At 58.4% G+C, this 17,570-nt stretch carries 12 protein-coding genes; 10 read left to right on the forward strand and 2 right to left on the reverse strand.

The features are described from left to right. The 6 genes from F8N21_RS14735 to F8N21_RS14760 all read left to right on the forward strand — a co-directional run. Positions 1–339 (forward strand): type VI secretion system domain-containing protein (locus tag F8N21_RS14735; RefSeq protein WP_191624329.1); only part of this gene is annotated, 339 nt, incomplete at its 5' end. A 24-nt stretch (positions 340–363) separates the two neighbouring features. Then, complete coding sequence (tssF, locus tag F8N21_RS14740) at positions 364–2,133, forward strand: type VI secretion system baseplate subunit TssF (RefSeq protein WP_150642833.1); 1,770 nt, start codon at positions 364–366, stop codon at positions 2,131–2,133. Continuing rightward, on the forward strand, positions 2,097–3,194 hold the full coding sequence (gene tssG, locus F8N21_RS14745) for a type VI secretion system baseplate subunit TssG (RefSeq protein WP_150642834.1): 1,098 nt from the start codon (positions 2,097–2,099) through the stop codon (positions 3,192–3,194). The genes tssF and tssG overlap by 37 nt, the downstream gene beginning before the upstream one ends. Next, positions 3,175–3,711, forward strand: a complete 537-nt coding sequence (gene tssJ, locus F8N21_RS14750; RefSeq protein WP_150642835.1) for a type VI secretion system lipoprotein TssJ — start codon at positions 3,175–3,177, stop codon at positions 3,709–3,711. The genes tssG and tssJ overlap by 20 nt, the downstream gene beginning before the upstream one ends. Positions 3,712–3,714: 3 nt before the next feature. Continuing rightward, positions 3,715–4,155 (forward strand): type VI secretion system baseplate subunit TssE, encoded by a 441-nt coding sequence (gene tssE / locus F8N21_RS14755; protein WP_150642836.1) that lies wholly within the window; start codon positions 3,715–3,717, stop codon positions 4,153–4,155. A gap of 42 nt (positions 4,156–4,197) precedes the next feature. Continuing rightward, positions 4,198–5,310 carry an OmpA family protein gene (locus F8N21_RS14760; RefSeq protein WP_318184172.1) on the forward strand — a complete coding sequence of 371 codons (1,113 nt, stop codon included), beginning with the start codon at positions 4,198–4,200 and terminating at the stop codon, positions 5,308–5,310. Between the two features lie 297 nt (positions 5,311–5,607). On the opposite strand, the gene F8N21_RS14765 is transcribed toward F8N21_RS14760, so the two are convergent. Further along, positions 5,608–5,922 carry an SCP2 sterol-binding domain-containing protein gene (locus F8N21_RS14765; protein WP_150642838.1) on the reverse strand — a complete coding sequence of 105 codons (315 nt, stop codon included), beginning with the start codon at positions 5,920–5,922 and terminating at the stop codon, positions 5,608–5,610. A gap of 51 nt (positions 5,923–5,973) precedes the next feature. Continuing rightward, the gene (locus F8N21_RS14770; protein ID WP_150642839.1) at positions 5,974–6,684 is read right to left on the reverse strand and encodes a histidine phosphatase family protein; all 711 of its coding nucleotides are present in this window, start codon (positions 6,682–6,684) and stop codon (positions 5,974–5,976) included. A gap of 206 nt (positions 6,685–6,890) precedes the next feature. On the opposite strand from F8N21_RS14770, the gene sohB reads away from it, so the two are divergent. From sohB to F8N21_RS14790, 4 genes are all read left to right on the forward strand, one after another. Continuing rightward, on the forward strand, positions 6,891–7,913 hold the full coding sequence (gene sohB, locus F8N21_RS14775; protein ID WP_150642840.1) for a protease SohB: 1,023 nt from the start codon (positions 6,891–6,893) through the stop codon (positions 7,911–7,913). Between the two features lie 196 nt (positions 7,914–8,109). After that, positions 8,110–8,418, forward strand: a complete 309-nt coding sequence (locus F8N21_RS14780; RefSeq protein ID WP_150642841.1) for a hypothetical protein — start codon at positions 8,110–8,112, stop codon at positions 8,416–8,418. A 249-nt stretch (positions 8,419–8,667) separates the two neighbouring features. After that, the gene (locus F8N21_RS14785) at positions 8,668–13,515 is read left to right on the forward strand and encodes an NEL-type E3 ubiquitin ligase domain-containing protein (protein ID WP_224788225.1); all 4,848 of its coding nucleotides are present in this window, start codon (positions 8,668–8,670) and stop codon (positions 13,513–13,515) included. Positions 13,516–13,582: 67 nt separating this feature from the next. Then, positions 13,583–17,527 carry a leucine-rich repeat domain-containing protein gene (locus F8N21_RS14790; protein WP_150642842.1) on the forward strand — a complete coding sequence of 1,315 codons (3,945 nt, stop codon included), beginning with the start codon at positions 13,583–13,585 and terminating at the stop codon, positions 17,525–17,527. The last annotated feature ends 43 nt before the right edge of the window (positions 17,528–17,570 follow it).

Genomic DNA, 17,570 nt, shown 5'->3' on the forward strand with positions numbered 1-17,570 from the left:
GAGCAGGCGCTGGCCTGGCTGGCCGCGCGGCCCGGGGTGCAGACCGGGCGGCAGCGCTGGCTACTGCGCCTGCTGATGGCGCGGGTGGCCGAGCAATATGCCAGGAACGATCTGGCCATCCACCTGTTGGGCGAACTGGATGCCAGCGCACAGCGCCAGGCCCTGGCCGAGTGGGAGCCCGAGCTGAATTTCGAGGTCAAGGCACGCCTGCTCAAGCTGCTGCGCTTGAAAGCCCAGCGCAACGATGCGGACAAGCCGACCCTGGCCCGGCGGATGGAGGCGCTGCTGGCTGCGCTGGTGGCCATCGACCCGGTACGCGCTGCAGTGCTCTGCGGCTGAACCTTATTCATCAGGATTTTTTCTTTGAGCATGGACAATCTGACACTGCACTATTTCGACGCCGAGATGCGCTATCTGCGCGAGGCCGGCAAGGAGTTCGCCGAAGCCTTCCCGGACCGGGCGGCACAGCTGAACCTGGATAAGCCGGGAGCGCGTGACCCTTATGTGGAACGCCTGTTCGAGGGCTTTGCCTTCCTGATGGGGCGCCTGCGCGAGAAGCTCGACGATGACCTGCCGGAGCTGACCGAAGGCCTGGTCAGTCTGCTGTGGCCGCATTACCTGCGCACTATTCCATCCCTGTCGGTGATCGAACTGGTGCCTGAGCTTCAGCAGATGAAGCGCAGCGAGCTGATCGGCAAGGGCTTCGAAGTGCTGTCGCAGCCCATCGGGCCACAGCGCACCCGTTGCCGCTACACCACTACCCAGGATCTGACGCTGCAGCCGCTGGCCCTGGAGTCTCTGCGAGTTGCCCACGAGGCGGACGGTCGTTCGGTGCTGCGCCTGCGCTTCGCCTGCGGTGCGTTGCTGGACTGGAGCGAGGTCGATCTGAGCCGCCTGCCGCTGTACCTGAATGCCGATGCCCCGCTGGCCAGTGCGCTGCATCAGGCACTGACTCTGCACACTCAGGCGTTGTACGTGCGCCTGCCGGGGCAGACGGACCGTCATGGGCTGGACGGCCATTTTGCGCCCAAGGGTTTCGCCGATGAGGATCGCCTGTGGCCCAAGGGCGACAGCGCCTTCAGCGGTTATCAGTTGCTGCTGGAGTATTTCACCTTCCCCGAGAAATTCATGTTCGTGACCCTTTGTGGGCTGGAACACTTGAGCATCGTCCCAGGCATGCCCTGGTTCGAACTCGAAGCGGTGCTTCGCGAGCCGTGGCCGCACGCATTCGAGCTGAGCAACGAGCACCTTCGCCTGCATGCCGTGCCGGTGATCAATCTGTTCCCGTTGGAGGCCGACCCACTGACCCTGGCGCCCTTGCAAACCGACTACCTGCTGCGGCCCATGCGTTTGCAGGACGGTCATCTGGAAATTTACTCGGTGGATCAGGTCACCGCCTCAAAGAACGCCGAGCGCCAGGACTATGTGCCGTTCACCAGCTTTCGTCACAAGGGCGGCATGCTGCGCTTTGATGCGCCCGAGCGTTACTTCCATACGCGCTTGAAGCGTGGCGCCAATGGTTTGCACGACACCTGGCTGATCCTCGGAGGCGAGGGCTTCGACGAGGATCAGCTGCACCAGAGCGAGAGCCTGTCGTTGCGCCTGACCGGCACTAACGGGCAGTTGCCGCGCAAGGCGCTGCAAAGCACCTTGCTCGATACCCTGGTGCAATCCACCCAGGCGGGTTTGCGGGTGCGCAATCTGTGTGCACCGACCTTGCCGTGCTACCCGCCGAACCGCGATCGTTTTCACTGGCGAGTACTCAGCCACCTGGGGTCGAACTTCTTGCCGATGCTCGATAACGCCGAGGTGCTGCGAGGCACCCTGGCGCTGTACGACTGGACGGGCAGCGAGCTGAATCGACGCCGCCTGGCGGCGATCGTCGAAGTTAGCCACCACCTGATCCAGCGCTTCGAGAAAGGCTTCCTGCTACGCGGAGTGGATATCGAAGTGACCCTGGATGCCAATGGCTTTTCTGGCGAAGGCGACATCAGCCTGTTCGGCGAAATGCTCAATCGCTTCTTTGGCCTGTATGCCGACATTCACTTGTACAACCAGCTCACGCTGATCCTGCAACCTACTGGAAAGTGCCTGCGATGGAACGAGAACCACAGTCAGCGTATTCCCGGCTGAAAGCCGGCGGTTTACTGAAGGCACTGGAGGGACGGGTGGCCGAGGCCAATCTGTTTCGCTTCTGCCAGTTGCTGGAACAGGCCTTGCCGAATCACCCGCCACTGGGCAGCACCACGCACCCGGCGGATGACCCTGTGCGCTTTCGGCCGGATCCTGGCATGGGGTTCCCTGGCGGCGAACTGAAGGCCATCGAAACCGCTGAGGATGACCCGGAGCACCCGGCCACGGTGCGCACCCGCCTGCTCGGTTTGTACGGTGTCGACTCGCCGTTGCCGACGGCTTTTCTGGATGATATCGCCCAGCGGCGGGAGGGGCATGAGGCACTGGAAGCCTTCCTCGACATGTTCAACCACCGGATCTTCACCCAGTTCTACCGCATCTGGCGCAAATACTCGTACCCGGCCACGTTCGAGGCGGGTGGTACTGATGCGACTTCGCAATGCCTGCTGGGGCTGATCGGCCTGGGGATTCCCGGCACCGCCAAGCACATTGCCACACCCATATCACGCTTCCTGGCGCTGCTCAGCGTGATGCGCCTGCCCACCCGCAACGCTGAAGGCATCATCGCGCTGGTCAAGCTATTGGCACCCAACACCGAGGCGCGGGTGACGCCACACTGGCCGCAGAAAATTCCCCTGGCGCAGCCGGCCAGTCTGTCCAGGTGCCATCCGGTGAGCTTGTCCCAAGGCACGCCTCTGGGCAGTGTCGGGCACGACGCCAACAGTCAGTTGCACCTGGCGCTGTTCACCGAGGACCCAGACGAGGCCCGTGGCTGGTTGCCGGATGGCCAGTTGTGCTGCGACCTGCTGGTGCTGCTGCGGGTGTACCTGGGCTGGCGTTGCACCGCCAAGCTGCAGTTGTCGTTGCCGGTGACCAGCCTGCCCGAGCCGGTGCTGGGGCGAGCGCCGATCCTCCTGGGCATGACCGCTGTACTGGGCCTGGGTGGCGACGCCTGGCAGGTCGCGGAGCACGACACAATCACGATCAACCTCGGCCGCTATCAAGGCCTTTCGAACAACCCCCGGGACAGGGAGATACAGCATGTCGCGTACCTTTTTTAAATCATCGATGCTGGCTGCTATCGGTGCACTGCTGGGCGGTTGCGGACTGACCCAGACCGTGACCGACAGCACCACATCCACCGCCAAGGCGATCTTCTACAAGCAGGTGGAAACCCTGCACCTGGACTTTAGCGGGCGAGCAGCGATGAACACCGATGTGGCGAACATGGGCGCGTTGTCAGTGCCGACACTGGTGCGGGTGTACCAGTTGCGTGATAGCAAGGCGCTGGAGAAAGCCACCTACGACAGCTTGCTGAGCGATGACGACAGTGTGCTCGGAGTCGATCTGCTGGACCAGCGAGCAATGGTGGTCAAACCCGGGGAGGGGGCGCAGTTGAACGTGCCCATGGACAAGAACGCGCAGTTCGTCGCGGTGGTCGCGTTGTTCCGCCAACCCGATACCCGGATGCATACGTGGCGCCTGACTATGGCCCGCGATGACCTGGAGCCGGACCGGGCGCGGGTGATCGAGCTGGGGGACAACCGGCTGGCCCTGCGACCTTTGGCGAAGGAGTAAGCAATGCCCGAACTCAATCCTTCCCTCTACGAAATGCTCCTGCAGAATTTCGACGGCGAGCTTGACCTGTATCGAGTCGGCGAAGAGGACCAGTACACCCTGTCGGTGCTGGACAACCTGCAACGCATCCTCAACAGCCGGGCTGGCACGCTCAGTCATTTGCCGGACTACGGTCTGCCGGATATGGGCCTGATCCTGCAGGGGTTACCCGCCACGGCCCATGGGCTGATGAGGACCATAGCCGTCACCCTGCTCAAGTACGAGCCGCGGTTGCAGACTGTGAACATTGAACTGCTGCCGCAGGCTCAGCCGGGTCATCTGGAATACGCCCTCGACATGCAACTGAAGGGAGGCAAACGGGTGACCTTCGGCACCACCCTGGCGCCCGAGGGCAAAGTATTGGTGCGCCACCTGAAGCGGCAGAACTACCTGTCGCAGTCGTGAAACCTCTAACGGAAAGCATGCGCGATGACGGCGTTGTTTGAAATGCGTATTCGACTCGGCGGTGATCCGCGTGGCTTCGCCGAGTTTATGGCGCTGCACGATGAACTGGCCAAATTGAGCCACCCGGCGTGTCCGGACGTGGACTGGTTAAAGGTGGAGCAGTTGTGCCTGACGTTATTCCAGAAGAACGGAGCGGAACTGCAAACCGTGACCTCCTTCGCGCTGGCTCGCAGCCAACGCCATGGTCTGGATGGCCTGGTGCAGGGAGTGGCGCTGATAGCGACGCTTGTCTGCGAGTGGCCGAACGTGTGGCCAACTGTGGCGTCAGTGCGCCTGGATATCCTGGCCTGGTTGTTCGCTCAACTGCAGCCGTTGCTGCGCAGCCTGGAGCTGAATGCAGGTCGTCTGCCAGCGCTGGTGCAGCTGGACACCGAGCTGGAGCGCTTGAGCGATCGGTTGGATTGCCAGGTCCAGGTCCCTCAGGTCGCGCTGCAGGCGCTGCGCCAGCAGGTCGGCAGCCTGATGCAACGCCTGGAGCGAAACATCTCTTCGGGCGAGACAATGCCACAGTCGATGAGGGTGCCTGAACCGGCATTCGTGATGCCTGTGGTCATTCTGCCGATCCTCCATGAGCCTGAAGTGTCGGCCTCTCACCTGAAAACCAGGAGGCGTCGTATCGCCCTGTGGTTATTCGCAGTGGCGGCGACTATCGCCTTGGCCGGCTGGTTTGGGTGGAAGGTCTGGCTGGCAGGTCCGGACACTGAGGGTTTATTGCCCGATCCGGTGCGCCTGGACAGTCTGTCGCTATTCGATGCAGGCAGCGCCGAACTCAAGCCTGACTCGACCAAGGTGCTGATCAATGCTCTGGTCGACATCAAGGCCCAGCCAGGCTGGCTGATCATGATCGCCGGGCATACCGATGCCACGGGCAACGCTGAGCAGAACCTGCAGCTGTCCCGCGCCCGCGCCTTGGCAGTGCGTGACTGGATGCAGCGCATGAGTGATATCCCCGACAGTTGCTTTGTTGTCCAGGGAATCGCGGCCAGCCAGCCGATCGCCAGCAATGATACCGAGTCCGGGCGAGCGGCCAACCGTCGTGTCGATATCCGCCTGGTGCCGCAAGTGGGGGCGTGTGGACCAATGCCAGTCAGTTAAGCACTGGATGCCCCCAAAAGATCGCAGCCTGCGGCAGCTCCTACACGTTTTGCGCACACCCGTTATCACAACGGTGAATCGGCGCAGCGTAGGAGCTGCCGCAGGCTGCGATCTTGGCGATATTACACTCGCCGAAAGGCTCTGGTTTATGTCGAAGTACTGTGCATTTCTCTTAACTGACCGGCCTGTGGACAGCCAATAATTTTGGGTTGGCTTTGAGGCGAAAAACGCGAATCCCGCCATAAAGGCGGGATTCGTTTGCAGCCATACGTGCTCCCGAGGCCGGGAGCCGTGCATTCAGGCCGGGAACAATTCGCTCAGCTTCATCGCCAGCATCATGTCGCCTTCAGCGCGCAGCTTGCCGCCCATGAACGCCTGCATGCCATCGGTTTCGCCGCTGACGATGCCTTTCAGGGTTTCGCTGTCCATGACCAGGGTCACGCCGGCGTCCGGGTTTTCACCTTCTTTCAGCTCGCACGTACCGTCTTTGACGACCAGCGAGAAGTTCTGTTCTTCGTCGATGCGAAAACCGAATACCAGGTCCAGGCCCGCAGCAGCGGCTGGGTTGAACTTGGCTTTCATTGCTTGTACGGCGTCAGCTACGGAGGTCATGGTTCGATCCTTTTTATGGGTTGTTACAACAGGGTCACAATGGCCCGGTACTCAACGGAAGGTGATGAGTTCCGGGGTCTTCAGCAGTTGCAGATGCGCATGACTGTTGAAGGAAGCCAGGGCCACCTCGCGACCGCGAAACTTGAGCAGATTGAGCGAGGTGTTGACGATTTGCCAGTTCAGTTCAAAGGCCTGTGCGGCAGGCATTTGGGTGATCAGGTGGAGCAGGGCGGTGATGGTCCCGCCGGAAGTGAACACGGCGATTTTCTGGGTGTTGTCCGCTTGCTCGAGGATACGCTGCAAACCGGCCTGGACCCGACCGACAAACCCCAGCCAGCTTTCCAGTCCTGGCGTGTCGTAGGTGCCATTGAGCCAGCGCTCGATGATCAAGGCGAAGATACGCTGGAACTCTGTGCGGTTCTGCGTGGCATTGCGCAGGATGTTCAGCGCCTCGGGTTCGTCCGGTAGCAGGCCGGGAAGCAGGGCACGGATGATGGCGTCGGCATCGAATTCATTGAAGGCCGAATCGACTTCCAGCAAGGGTACCGGCATACCGACGGCACTGAACTGCTCGAGCGCGCTGGTGGCGGTGTGCTGTTGCCGGTGCAAGTCGCCAGACAGACAGCGATCGAAGCTCAGGCCCAGTTCAGCCAGGTGCCTGCCCAGCACTTGGGCCTGGCGCACACCGGTCGGCGACAGGACGTCATAGTCGTCTGCACCGAAGGAGGCTTGGCCATGTCGAATCAAGTAGATGCTGCCCACGTGCGCGTCATCCCGGTGCGTTGTAAGTTTTGCGAGGTTATGGGGATGGCGGTGGGCTGTCAATAAAAAAACATACGCTTGTTTGAAATGTCCGTTAGAGGCCAGTAACAGCAGGTTTCACGGCTGGCCGCGAGGCGGGCGCATGAGTATGCTTGAGGTATCCCGCGACCGATTGTCCAGCGGCGCACAGTATTTAAGGAGTCCCTGTGGAGTTTTTTGCGGAGTACGCAACTTTTTTGGCTAAAACCATCACCCTGGTGATCGCTATTCTGGTGGTCCTGGCCAGTTTCGCGGCCCTGCGCAGCAAAGGCCGGCGCAAGGCTGCGGGCCAGTTGCACGTCAGCAAGCTCAACGATTTCTATAAAGAGCTGCGTGAGCGCCTGGAGCAGGCCTTGCTCAGCAAGGATCAACTCAAGACCCTGCGCAAAGTCGAAAGCAAGCTCGAGAAAAAACAGAAGAAACAGCATGACGCCAAGCCTCGGGTGTTCGTGCTGGATCTCGATGGCGACCTCAGGGCTTCCGCCACTGAAAGCCTGCGTCACGAAATCACCGCGCTGCTGAGCCTGGCGACGCCCAAGGATGAAGTAGTGCTGCGTCTGGAAAGCGGCGGCGGCATGGTCCACAGCTATGGTCTGGCCTCTTCGCAACTGGCGCGGATCCGTCAGGCCGGGGTGCCGTTGACCATCTGCATCGACAAGATTGCAGCCAGTGGCGGTTACATGATGGCTTGCATCGGCGAGAAGATCATCAGCGCGCCGTTTGCCATCCTCGGCTCGATCGGCGTGGTGGCCCAGTTGCCCAACGTCAATCGCCTGCTGAAAAAGCACGACATCGACTTTGAAGTGCTGACTGCCGGTGAGTACAAGCGCACCCTGACCGTATTTGGCGAAAACACCGAGAAGGGTCGGGAAAAATTCCAGGAAGAACTGGACATCACCCATCAGTTGTTCAAGAACTTCGTTTCGCGCTACCGCCCGCAATTGGCCATCGACGAAGTGGCCACCGGCGAAGTCTGGCTCGGTGTCGCGGCGCTGGACAAGCAACTGGTCGATGAACTGAAGACCAGCGATGAATACCTCGCCGAACGGGCCAAAGGTGCCGAGCTGTACCACCTGCACTACGCCGAGCGTAAAAGCCTGCAAGAGCGGGTCGGTCTGGCGGCGAGCGGCTCGATTGACCGTGTATTGTCGAGCTGGTGGAGTCGATTGACTCAGCAGCGATTCTGGTAAGTACAGGGGCCGGCTGGTGGAGTGGAAAATGGCCAGCCGGCCATTTCATTTGAGTGTTCTGTCTGCTGTTATCTTCGGCTGTACTGCATCTACTATCGATAAATCCTACGGACTCCATCTCTACGGAGCAGGGTTTATTATTTTTTGATTTAGTTAAACTCGGTTTTACCTAAATAGCAGCAAGGACGTTGCAATTATGTTGGAATCAAACAAGTACAATACCAATGAGGATGTTTTTCCGATCTTCGAAAAGGCCCTGCCCAGGCCTTCCATGTTTCTGATCGATAGCGTGTTGACCCATGATCCCAAGGTCGTCTATCGCTCGCGATCGGGTGACCTCGAATACACCTACATCAGGTACCATCGAAAAAATGAGTGGGAGTCTGATATCAAGATTTTTATTGAAGGTGAATACTGGGGGAGCTTGAACAGGAAATTATTTGATGATGTGCCTGCCTTGGCCGCGGCGCTCAGAAAACGTGGACTGGAACAGGTCGAATTATAAGATTTTGCAATTTAATGTTTTGATCGTCTGAGTGGATAGCAGACTTTTTTGGTCAATCGTAAGCCCTGGATTCAAGAGATTATCATGTTTCAGGGCTTTTAATGTCTGCCGGCCTGTGGTGGTATTTGTATATAGTCAGTATCTCTATTGTTGATGTGTTAATGGTTGTTTTGATCGGCTTTTAGATCTTTTATTTGAAGGTTCGGGCGATAGACTGATTGCTCTTATCAGTCGCAAGGATGCTCAATCATGCCTACTGTTGCAAACAATCCAATTACTGCCCCGATGACGCCAGAGCAACAAGGTGTCTTTTATGAATTGGTTAAAGCTCAAAGTCCTCAATGGCTGATGGCCGCCAGCGCTCAAATGCGCAACGCGCTGTATAAAAGCCTCACTGCCAGCCATGCCTCAAGGGCCGAGGTTGTCAACGCCCTGAGTCAAATGAAGTCCCCCGAAGATTTTTGTGCTCCGCTGTTGGCCAAGGCAATGTCCGACAAACTGGGCGAGGAGCTGGATATTGCCGGTATTGTTTTTCAGCATATCCGGTCCACCTCGAGCCTGCTGGGTTTGCGCAAGAAACTCATTACCCCCATCGACAGGGATCTATTGAGCGCTGCGTGCGAGAACTTTGAGGTCGGCGAAACACTTCCAGGCAACTATCACGAGGATTCATTGATTTATCAGCCAGAGAGGATCTCTGGACATGGCAATAAAATCCTCGCGATCAAACCTTATGAATTTGCCGGTCTCTGCAGAACGCTGGATTTGGGGAAGCAATATCAAACGCATCTGAACAGCCTGTTCGCACCGGAGCCAGCCACGGGTGAAGTCCGTGACAAGTGTATCGCTCATTCACAGCGTTGCTTTGAAGTGGATAGGCACATTGCGCTGATGAAAAAACACATCAGTGCCGACGTTTATAAAATGCTGGAATCGGTGCGCAACAATCAGGGTCAGATCAAGCTGGGTAACAATTCCCTCGCTTATCAGAGACTGGAGTTGCTTGACCTGGAACTGCGAGGAGCGATGTTCATCGGTCCGGTCAGTGACCATGCCGATGATGACTATCGCTGTGTGGTTTATCTGCCAGGTGATCCGCTGCAGCCGCTGAAAGAGTACGCATCGTTCACGCATTTTGAGGTGGAGTTAAGCAGGCGCCTGCGAGTCGAGGAGTTCCGGGCTTTTTTTATTCGTTTCATTGCGCTGGGCGACAGGTTTGCGTTTCTACAGGGGCTCGATAGCGGACTGCTGAATCCACCCAACAATCCGCTTCCCTCAGACTCCCTTTATCTGTCGTTGTCAGGCTTCGATGTCAAAGGTGATTTGTTCAGCGAGATGTATCGCCAACATATGGCCCGGGTCATGGCTGACGCGCGACTGCTGGTGGTTCCCACCGACGATGAAGACCAGAAAACCCGTCTGGACCGGCTTGAGCGCTACAAGGGAATCGGGCTCAACCTTCTGTTGCTGGGTGCTTCGTTTGTGCCCCTGTTGGGTGAGATCATAATGGCGGTGGGCGCCGCTCAATTGTTACTTGAAGTTTATGAGGGAATAGAGAGTTGGTCTCAAGGCGAACAGGAGCAAGCCACGGATTATCTGTTCGACATCGTCGAAAACCTGACGCTGGCTGCAGCGTTCTCCGCCGGGGCTGGCGCAGTCGGCAAAACCTATAAAAGGATCAGGAATTCGACATTCATCGACGGCTTGAGGGAGATCCGGCTGCTAAACGGCCAACGACGATTATGGAAGTCAGACCTTACAGCCTACCGCCACAGCCTGGTGTTGCCACGCAAGCTTAAGTTCGATGAAAGAGGGCTGGGCTGGATTAACGGTCAGGCCTATCTGCCTATTGGCAACGATGTCTACGGGGTCCGCCCCAGGCCGGAAACCGATCTCTGGGAAGTGCGTCAACCTGCCGGACGCGATGGCTATGCTCCGCTGCTTGAGACCAACGGCCTGGGAGCCTGGCGTCACGACTCCGAGCTACCGCAGGAGTGGGATCGTCTGACGCTGTTCCGTCGGCTGGGTTATTCGGCGGTGGATATACCCGACGAAACCGCGCTCCAGGTTCTGGCAGCCAGCGGGATCGAAGAGAATCACTTGCGCCAGATACTCCTTGACCGAACCAGCCCCCCGGCATTGCTGGTGGATACTGTTTATCGCTTCCGTGCGGACCACGCCGTCAGCCAGTTCATCGAGCAGCTTCAGGTCGCGGAGTCCGCGTCATTGGCTGACAGCGAGTTACAGCTACGCCTGCTGACATCCCTGGGCGACTGGCCAGGCGATACCAGCCTGAACATCGTCGATACTGCCGGGAAACAGTTGAAAGGGTTCGGCCCTGCCAGCGCAAGCAAGAAAATCAAGCTTGAGCAGGGGCTGGTCCGCAAGGGGCAATTCTTCCCGGTCATATTGGCGGCCTTGAACGCCGCGCAGCGTGAAAGACTGCTGGGTTCGTCGATCAATGATTCGACTGCACAAGCGCTGGAACTGGCCCGGTTGCTCGCGAAGGAGGCAGACCTCCATAGGCTCGACCTGTTCGCTTGGGTTTATCAGCGAAACGAAGCGCTCCAGGGCACTCAGGCGGCTCCCTTGCTGGCCGAATTCCCTGGTCTGCCGGTCAGCATCGCCGATGAGCTTGTGCGCAATGCCGACACCCATGAATGGAATGAACTGGACGCTGCCAGGGTGCCTTTGCGCCTGGCAGAAGAGGCCCGCCGGTACATGCAGGTGGTGCGCCAGAGTCGAGCCTACGAGGGCCTGTATCTGAACGCCACGGGATGGCTGGACACTGACCGATTGGTGTTCGCCACCCTTGAGCAACTGCCTGGATGGTTGGGGGGCATCTACGTCCTGATGTTTGAAGGGACGTTCTACGTGGAGGAAGCGGCGAGTATCGGAACCAAGGATGCGCCGGAGCGGCTGGTGATCTATGCCAACGCGGATAGTTATAGTGCCCGGGATGACGATTCCACATTGGCCTTTCTCCCCAAGCGGACCCGTGAACATTACTTCGAGGCGCTCTGGAAGGGGCTTTCGGCGCAACGTCGCAAGGCCCTGGGGGTAGAAGCCGAGGATCAGGGTGTTGCCTTGAGGGAAAAAATTACCGCCCTTGTCCTGCAACGGCGTCTGTCGGCGGATTCCATTCTCGGCATTCAGGCAGTGCGGCCGGGTTACATTTCACCCATGCGCCTGGCCGACCCCGTTAATGACATTCGCTTGGTTGAATCCTCAACCCACCTGCAGGCCCCCTCGCCGAGATCGCCCGCAATCGTACACCGGGCAAAAGAGCTTTACCCGATGCATTCGCCAGAACAAATCAACAGCTTTCTGCGCACTTTGGGGAAGGACGAGGTGCTGGCGCTGAGGAAGCTTGAAAGTCTGCGGCTCGAGTTCCAGACCCTCAGGGAAGCGCTGGAAACCTGGATCAATCGGCAAACCTGGCAGCAGGACCCTGACGGCCCGCGACTCAAGGTTCCCAGGCTCGGCAAGTCCCGAGCGGCGCAAGCGATTATCCGTAGCTGGCGCAGGGAAACCCCTGGCACGCTCACCCGTGAAGGGATGCTCTATGATCTCCGGTTCCCCGCGTTGCGTCTGGGGGAGTTGCCGGTTATCAAGGGGGATTTCAGCCATGTCGGCACGCTGGTCATGGAGCGGGTCGGAACGAGCGCAGGCATGAGCGTTTTCCTGCAGAACTTCAGCAATCTGCGAACCTTGTCCCTGACCGGTAACTTCCTGACGCGCTTGCCGCAGGCGATCGGCAGCATGTCCCGGCTTGAGCAGCTGGACCTGAGTGAGAACCAGATCCGCTTGACCGTGGAATCGGTCAAGCTATTGGCCGATGTCAAACAGTTGCAGGCATTGAACCTGAACTTTAACCCGGCATTGAATCTGGCTCCGGACGTCACCCATCTGCAGCACCTCGAACTGCTGGCATTACGTGGCACGGGCATCAGTGAATGGCCAATCGGCACCTCCGGTCTGTCCAGACTGCGCACTCTGGATCTGCGTGACAACCAGATCGGCCGTATCCCTGAAGAGGTGTTCAAGGCCTCCCTGGAGTTGAATCGGGGGACCAACATTCAGGGCAACTTGCTGGTACCTGGAAGCCTGCAGCGCGTAGCGACCTATCAAGAGTTGAGCGGGATCAGCCTCGGAATTATCACCTCTGATTTTCGTCGGGAAGCGGCGCGAGTACTCAATGGTCTGGCGCAGCTTGCGCCATGGCTGGCTGGCGCGAGTACCGAACAGGTCTTGCGTAAAAATGCGCTATGGACTGCTCTGGCCGCCTATCCGGACTCCAGGGCATTTTTCAGTCTTTTGGATCGCCTGCGCGGTACGCTCGATTTTCGGGCGGTCTACGTTGACTTGAACCAGCGTGTCTGGGACGTGTTGGAGGCGGCGGGTGAAGACGACGCGTTGAGGCGATCGCTGTTTCGGATGGCCAGTATTGGACGGATCAGCGCCGATGGGGCCTCATTGCTGTTCAGTGATCTGGAAGTGCGGGTCCTGTGTTTTCGGGCAATGGCTGCCGCGACAACCGACAACAGGGTTCTGGAGGGGGCAATGATCGTACTGGCACGGGGCTTGTTCCGTCTGCAGGAAGTCGAGAGGCTGGCCTTGAGTGAAATCAACGCGCGTGCCCGTACCGAGCCAGAGACCAACGAGCAAGCGCTGGAGATAAGCCTGGCTTATCGCGTGGGATTGGCTGCACGCCTGGATTTGCCCGCTCAACCACGAGAAATCAATACCCGCTTGAGTGTCGAGGTCACACCTGCCCAGCTCGATGAGGCTTATGACGCAGTGTTGGACGCTGAGCAAACCTCTGCATTGCTTGAATCGATCAATGCCCAAGGGTTCTGGATCGAGTTTCTGGAGCGCGCCTACAGCGACCAGTTCCTGGCTATTTCCGATCGCTCGGCGTTGGCTTTTGTACAGCTTGACGGCCAGCTTGAACTGACACGGGAAGCGTCTGCGCAGCGGATGAACAGGATAGTCGATAACTTTAAAAATGAACGTCGCGAGTTGTTGAAAAGCTTGACCACTCGCGCCCTGACCAGGAATCCCGGCCCCCAGATACCGGGAGCGGTCGGAGGGTGAGCGGCTCGATCGAGATGGCGTTCGCTCAAGCTGAACACTCGTGGATCAATTGCAAAGGAATTGCACAATGACGGACTCACAAGAGAATGACGTTTTCGGCAAACACTTGTTACCTGCCGCGCCGATGCGCGAAAAACTGAAGGCAATCGTCGAGACGGCGCTGCCTCTATCGCCTGGCCAGTTCGGTGGTCGACTGATTCAAACGAAGTGGGGCAACGACATCGATCCCCAGACTGCGCAGTTGGTGACACTCGACTACAACTACAATGGCCACCCAGTGCACAATGGTGTTCAGCAGGGGCGGGTAGCCAGCTGTCAAAACCTGACACAAATGTTGTTAGCCAATTTTCAAACCGTGGGTGATGGACGTTTTGGGGAAACCGCTTTCGGTTTGTACACCCCCCCCGACATCGGCCCAGAGGTGCGGATGGTCGATAAGGTCGATGAGTTTGCCTATGTTGGCAGCGGCAACCATCAAACCTATGAAGGCATCTATCGTCGAACCGACCCGCAAATCTATGGCCCGCTTACGCAAATTGCGCTGCGGCCCGCCGACTTCAAACAGTGGATATGGGAACTCGGGTTCAAGGATCAATACCGTGACTATGTGCGCCAGGCCTGGCCGTCGGATGAGGTGATCGTTGCACCTGCAGCCTATGGGCTGCGGACATCGGTCAAAGCGGCGTGGGTCATGACGGCTTTTTTGCAACGCCAGGAGCACAGCCTCACCCAGGAGGGTCTTGAAGTGGCGCTGCGCGCGGCAGGGTTGGCGCCCGATCAGCAATGGCAGCACCTGACTGTCGAGCAGTTGCGGGCCCCGACACGCGCCTCCCATCTGCTCGAAGTTTCCCGGCTGGTTGTCTATCGCTACACCGCCAGGGATATCTGGAGCTTGCGTCACCGCACAAGCGCCAGGATCCTGTTGTACATTCCGGGCAACGCTTCGCCATTACATTACTTTGCCGATGCCAAGGCGTTGCGCGACTGGATGGTGGAACAGGGCAGGGACCCGGACAAGAAACAGGCATTGGCCGCTCACTTTGCCGAAGATGATCGCAATGACGGCACCTTCCATGCCGGTGTGCTGACGGCACTGGAGGGCATGGCCATTTATCCTCGCCAGCACCATCTGAAGAAAGGAGCTGGTTTTTTCAACGATGATGGCTATTGGGATCCTGCCGACTATATCCATCTCGAGGAGGCACCTGCAGGCACCGATCCTTTCGCGCAGCTGGTGCTGACCATGAAACAGGCAGCGCAAGCCAGCATTGAAACCATCCGCGATGATGCCCAGGTCAATCGGGATAACCTGAGTGCAGTGGTCGAGCCCATTGTGCAATGGGTCAACCAATACGGAGCATTGGCCTTGTTTGTTCCCGGAGGCGAAGGTTTGCTGGCGCTGGCCGGGCTGATCGATGCGGGTTACGGTCTGGACCAGGCGCTCAACGGCGAGCAGCCGAACGATCGATCGGCAGGCGTGACGCGTACGATATTTGGTTTGCTTAATGCGCTTCCTCTATTGGGCGCTGGTGCAGCACTCAAGGGCGAAGGTACTGCCGAGGCGCTGACAGAGGCTGGAGAAACCCCGGGGGAGCCCGTGATCAAGCCGAAAACAGGTGAAACACCGCAACTCAAGGATGATTTGTCCGGTGATGTGGCGCCTGCGGCACCAGCACCTACGGGACCCAGGACGCGCCTGGAGTTGCTGCGAGGAATCGGCTCCAGCGTTGCGTCATTCAGCGATGAGGTGCTGGCACAAATAGGCAAAGTCAGTGCAGTCGACGACGACATGTTGCGCCTGATGCAGGCCGGACGCCCACCGACACCGTTGTTGGCCGACACCATCAGCCGCTTCAGGATTGATCAGGAACTTCAGCGTTCTACCCAGCAGATGAGTCTTGGGGCCCGGGCTGAGCGCTTCCAGACTCGTTACGAGACTCTCCAGCACTCCGATCATGCTTGGGTCAGGGTGTTTCAACGCCAGTACCCAGGCCTGCCGAAAAATGCCATTGAGCAAATGCTCGACAGGTCAGGCGTGGACATTCAAGTGCCACCTACCGTGGCGGAGACCAGGCGCCTGCTCGGTCGGTTGAATGGCAAGGCGACTCAGTACCAGCAACACGTAAGGCTCAATCGCGCCTATGAAGGGCTTTACCTGCAATCAGTGGACAATCCGGAAACCGACACACTGGTCCTGCATTCCCTGAAAGCGCTACCCGGGTGGCCCAAGGCGGTTCGTTTCGAAGTACTCGACGGTTCGGCGTTCGGTAAAGTCCTGGACCATATCGGGCCAACTGATTCGCCCGTTTGCAGACGCCTGATCAAAACGGGAAATCGATATCGCGGGTACGACGTTCAGGGGCTTGGTCCACAAGACCCAAGCGATATCTATCAGGCCGTTCTCGATTCTCTGCCTGAGCCCGAACGCGCAGCGCTGCAGTTGCAGCCGCTTGATGCAGTGCGCGACCTGAAGCTGAAAATCAGCGAGCGAGCGCTCTCGCGTTCCGAACTCATTTCCGGCTTTCACCGAATGGACTCCGGGTTGTCCTTTGACGCTGAAGGGCTGCGAGGCGGTGGTTATCCGAGTACCTCGCAGGGAGAGGCGTTATCACGCGATGTGGTGATACTGCAGATCAAGGAGCTTTACCCCGAATTCAGCACCGCGCAGGCCGATGAGTTTCTGCAAAACCTGGGTGTCGGGGCTCCGGCGGGGCTGACGCGCCTGCAAATCCAGTTCACACAACTCGACCTCGATTTACACGGATGGATCAACCAGGTCCTGCAGGAAGTTGGCGATATGGAAGTTGAGCTTCTGGTCGAGGGCGAAGAGGCGGCACAAGGGATGGATGCTGCGCAGATCGAGGAGGAGAACCTCGAGCGAGTCGAAACGGCAGTACATTATGAGCGGAAGGCGAGAATTGAACTGGCAACCGAGCTAATGAGCTTCTGGCAAAAGCGCGGCCATGAAAGCAGCCGCGTCTATGCGGGGGAGCAGTTGCTCGGTTTCAAGCTGGAGATGGACTTTGAGGAGTTTCATCGCCTGCCGACATTGACCGCGAAGTTCACCGACGTCGTCGAGCTGTCCATGAAAAACTTCCAGCTGACCCGCCCTGAAGGACTGAACGCTTTCCTGGAGTATTTTCCCAATCTTCGAACGCTGAACATGGAGGGTGTCGACCTGCGCCTGTTGAATGGGCAGGGTGTGTGGCAAGGCGTTTTGCCGCAGGCCATTGCTCGTATGCTCGACCTCACCACACTGAACCTCAAGTCGACCAGGTTGGTGTTGACCGAGCGAGCAGCAGGCCAGCTGTCTGACCTGGTTCGCCTGCAAGTACTGGACTTGAGCGATAACCCGTTGGGTGATCCTCCGCTGATCCAGGGGATGACTGAGTTACGCAAGCTGAACCTGAGCAACACCGGCATCACTCGCTGTCCGTCAGGTATCCCCGACCAGCCGCAGCTGGAGTCGCTGGACCTGCGCAATAATCAGATCACCCGGATACCTGCGGCTGTTCTGACCCAGGCGGTGGACAGAGACCATGTTCAGTTGTGGGGGAATCCGCTGACGGATGAAGACAGTTTGCGGCGCATTATTGCCCATCGAGAACAAACCGGCATCAACCTCTGGTTGAGCGCGCCAGCAGCGGATTTCAGTCAACCCGCCGTCTGGTTGCAAGGCCTTGCGAAAAAGCACGTGATACTCAAGCGCCTGATGTGGCAACGTCTGGAAGCGAGGCTTGGGTCTACACGTTTTTTACGAGTGTTCGAGGGCCTGAGCCGCACCGCCGATTTCCAGGTGAGCTACCCGGTGCTTCAGGCACGGATATGGCGCTTGCTGGAGGAGGCAGATGCCTCGGAGGAATTGTGGGGCCTGTTAAGCAGGGATATGGCGTTATCGACTCTGGATGCTGAGAATCCGTTCGCGAGCTTCACGCGTCTGGAAAACCGGGTCAGGTTGTACAAAGACTGGGTACAGATGGGCAGGCCCATTCCGATAGATGATCTGCAGTAGGACTGATTCGTGCAGCAGGCCTTGAACCCGGGGCCGGGTTCAA

Source organism: Pseudomonas fluorescens (assembly GCF_902497895.1).
Taxonomy (GTDB): domain Bacteria; phylum Pseudomonadota; class Gammaproteobacteria; order Pseudomonadales; family Pseudomonadaceae; genus Aquipseudomonas; species Aquipseudomonas fluorescens_BP.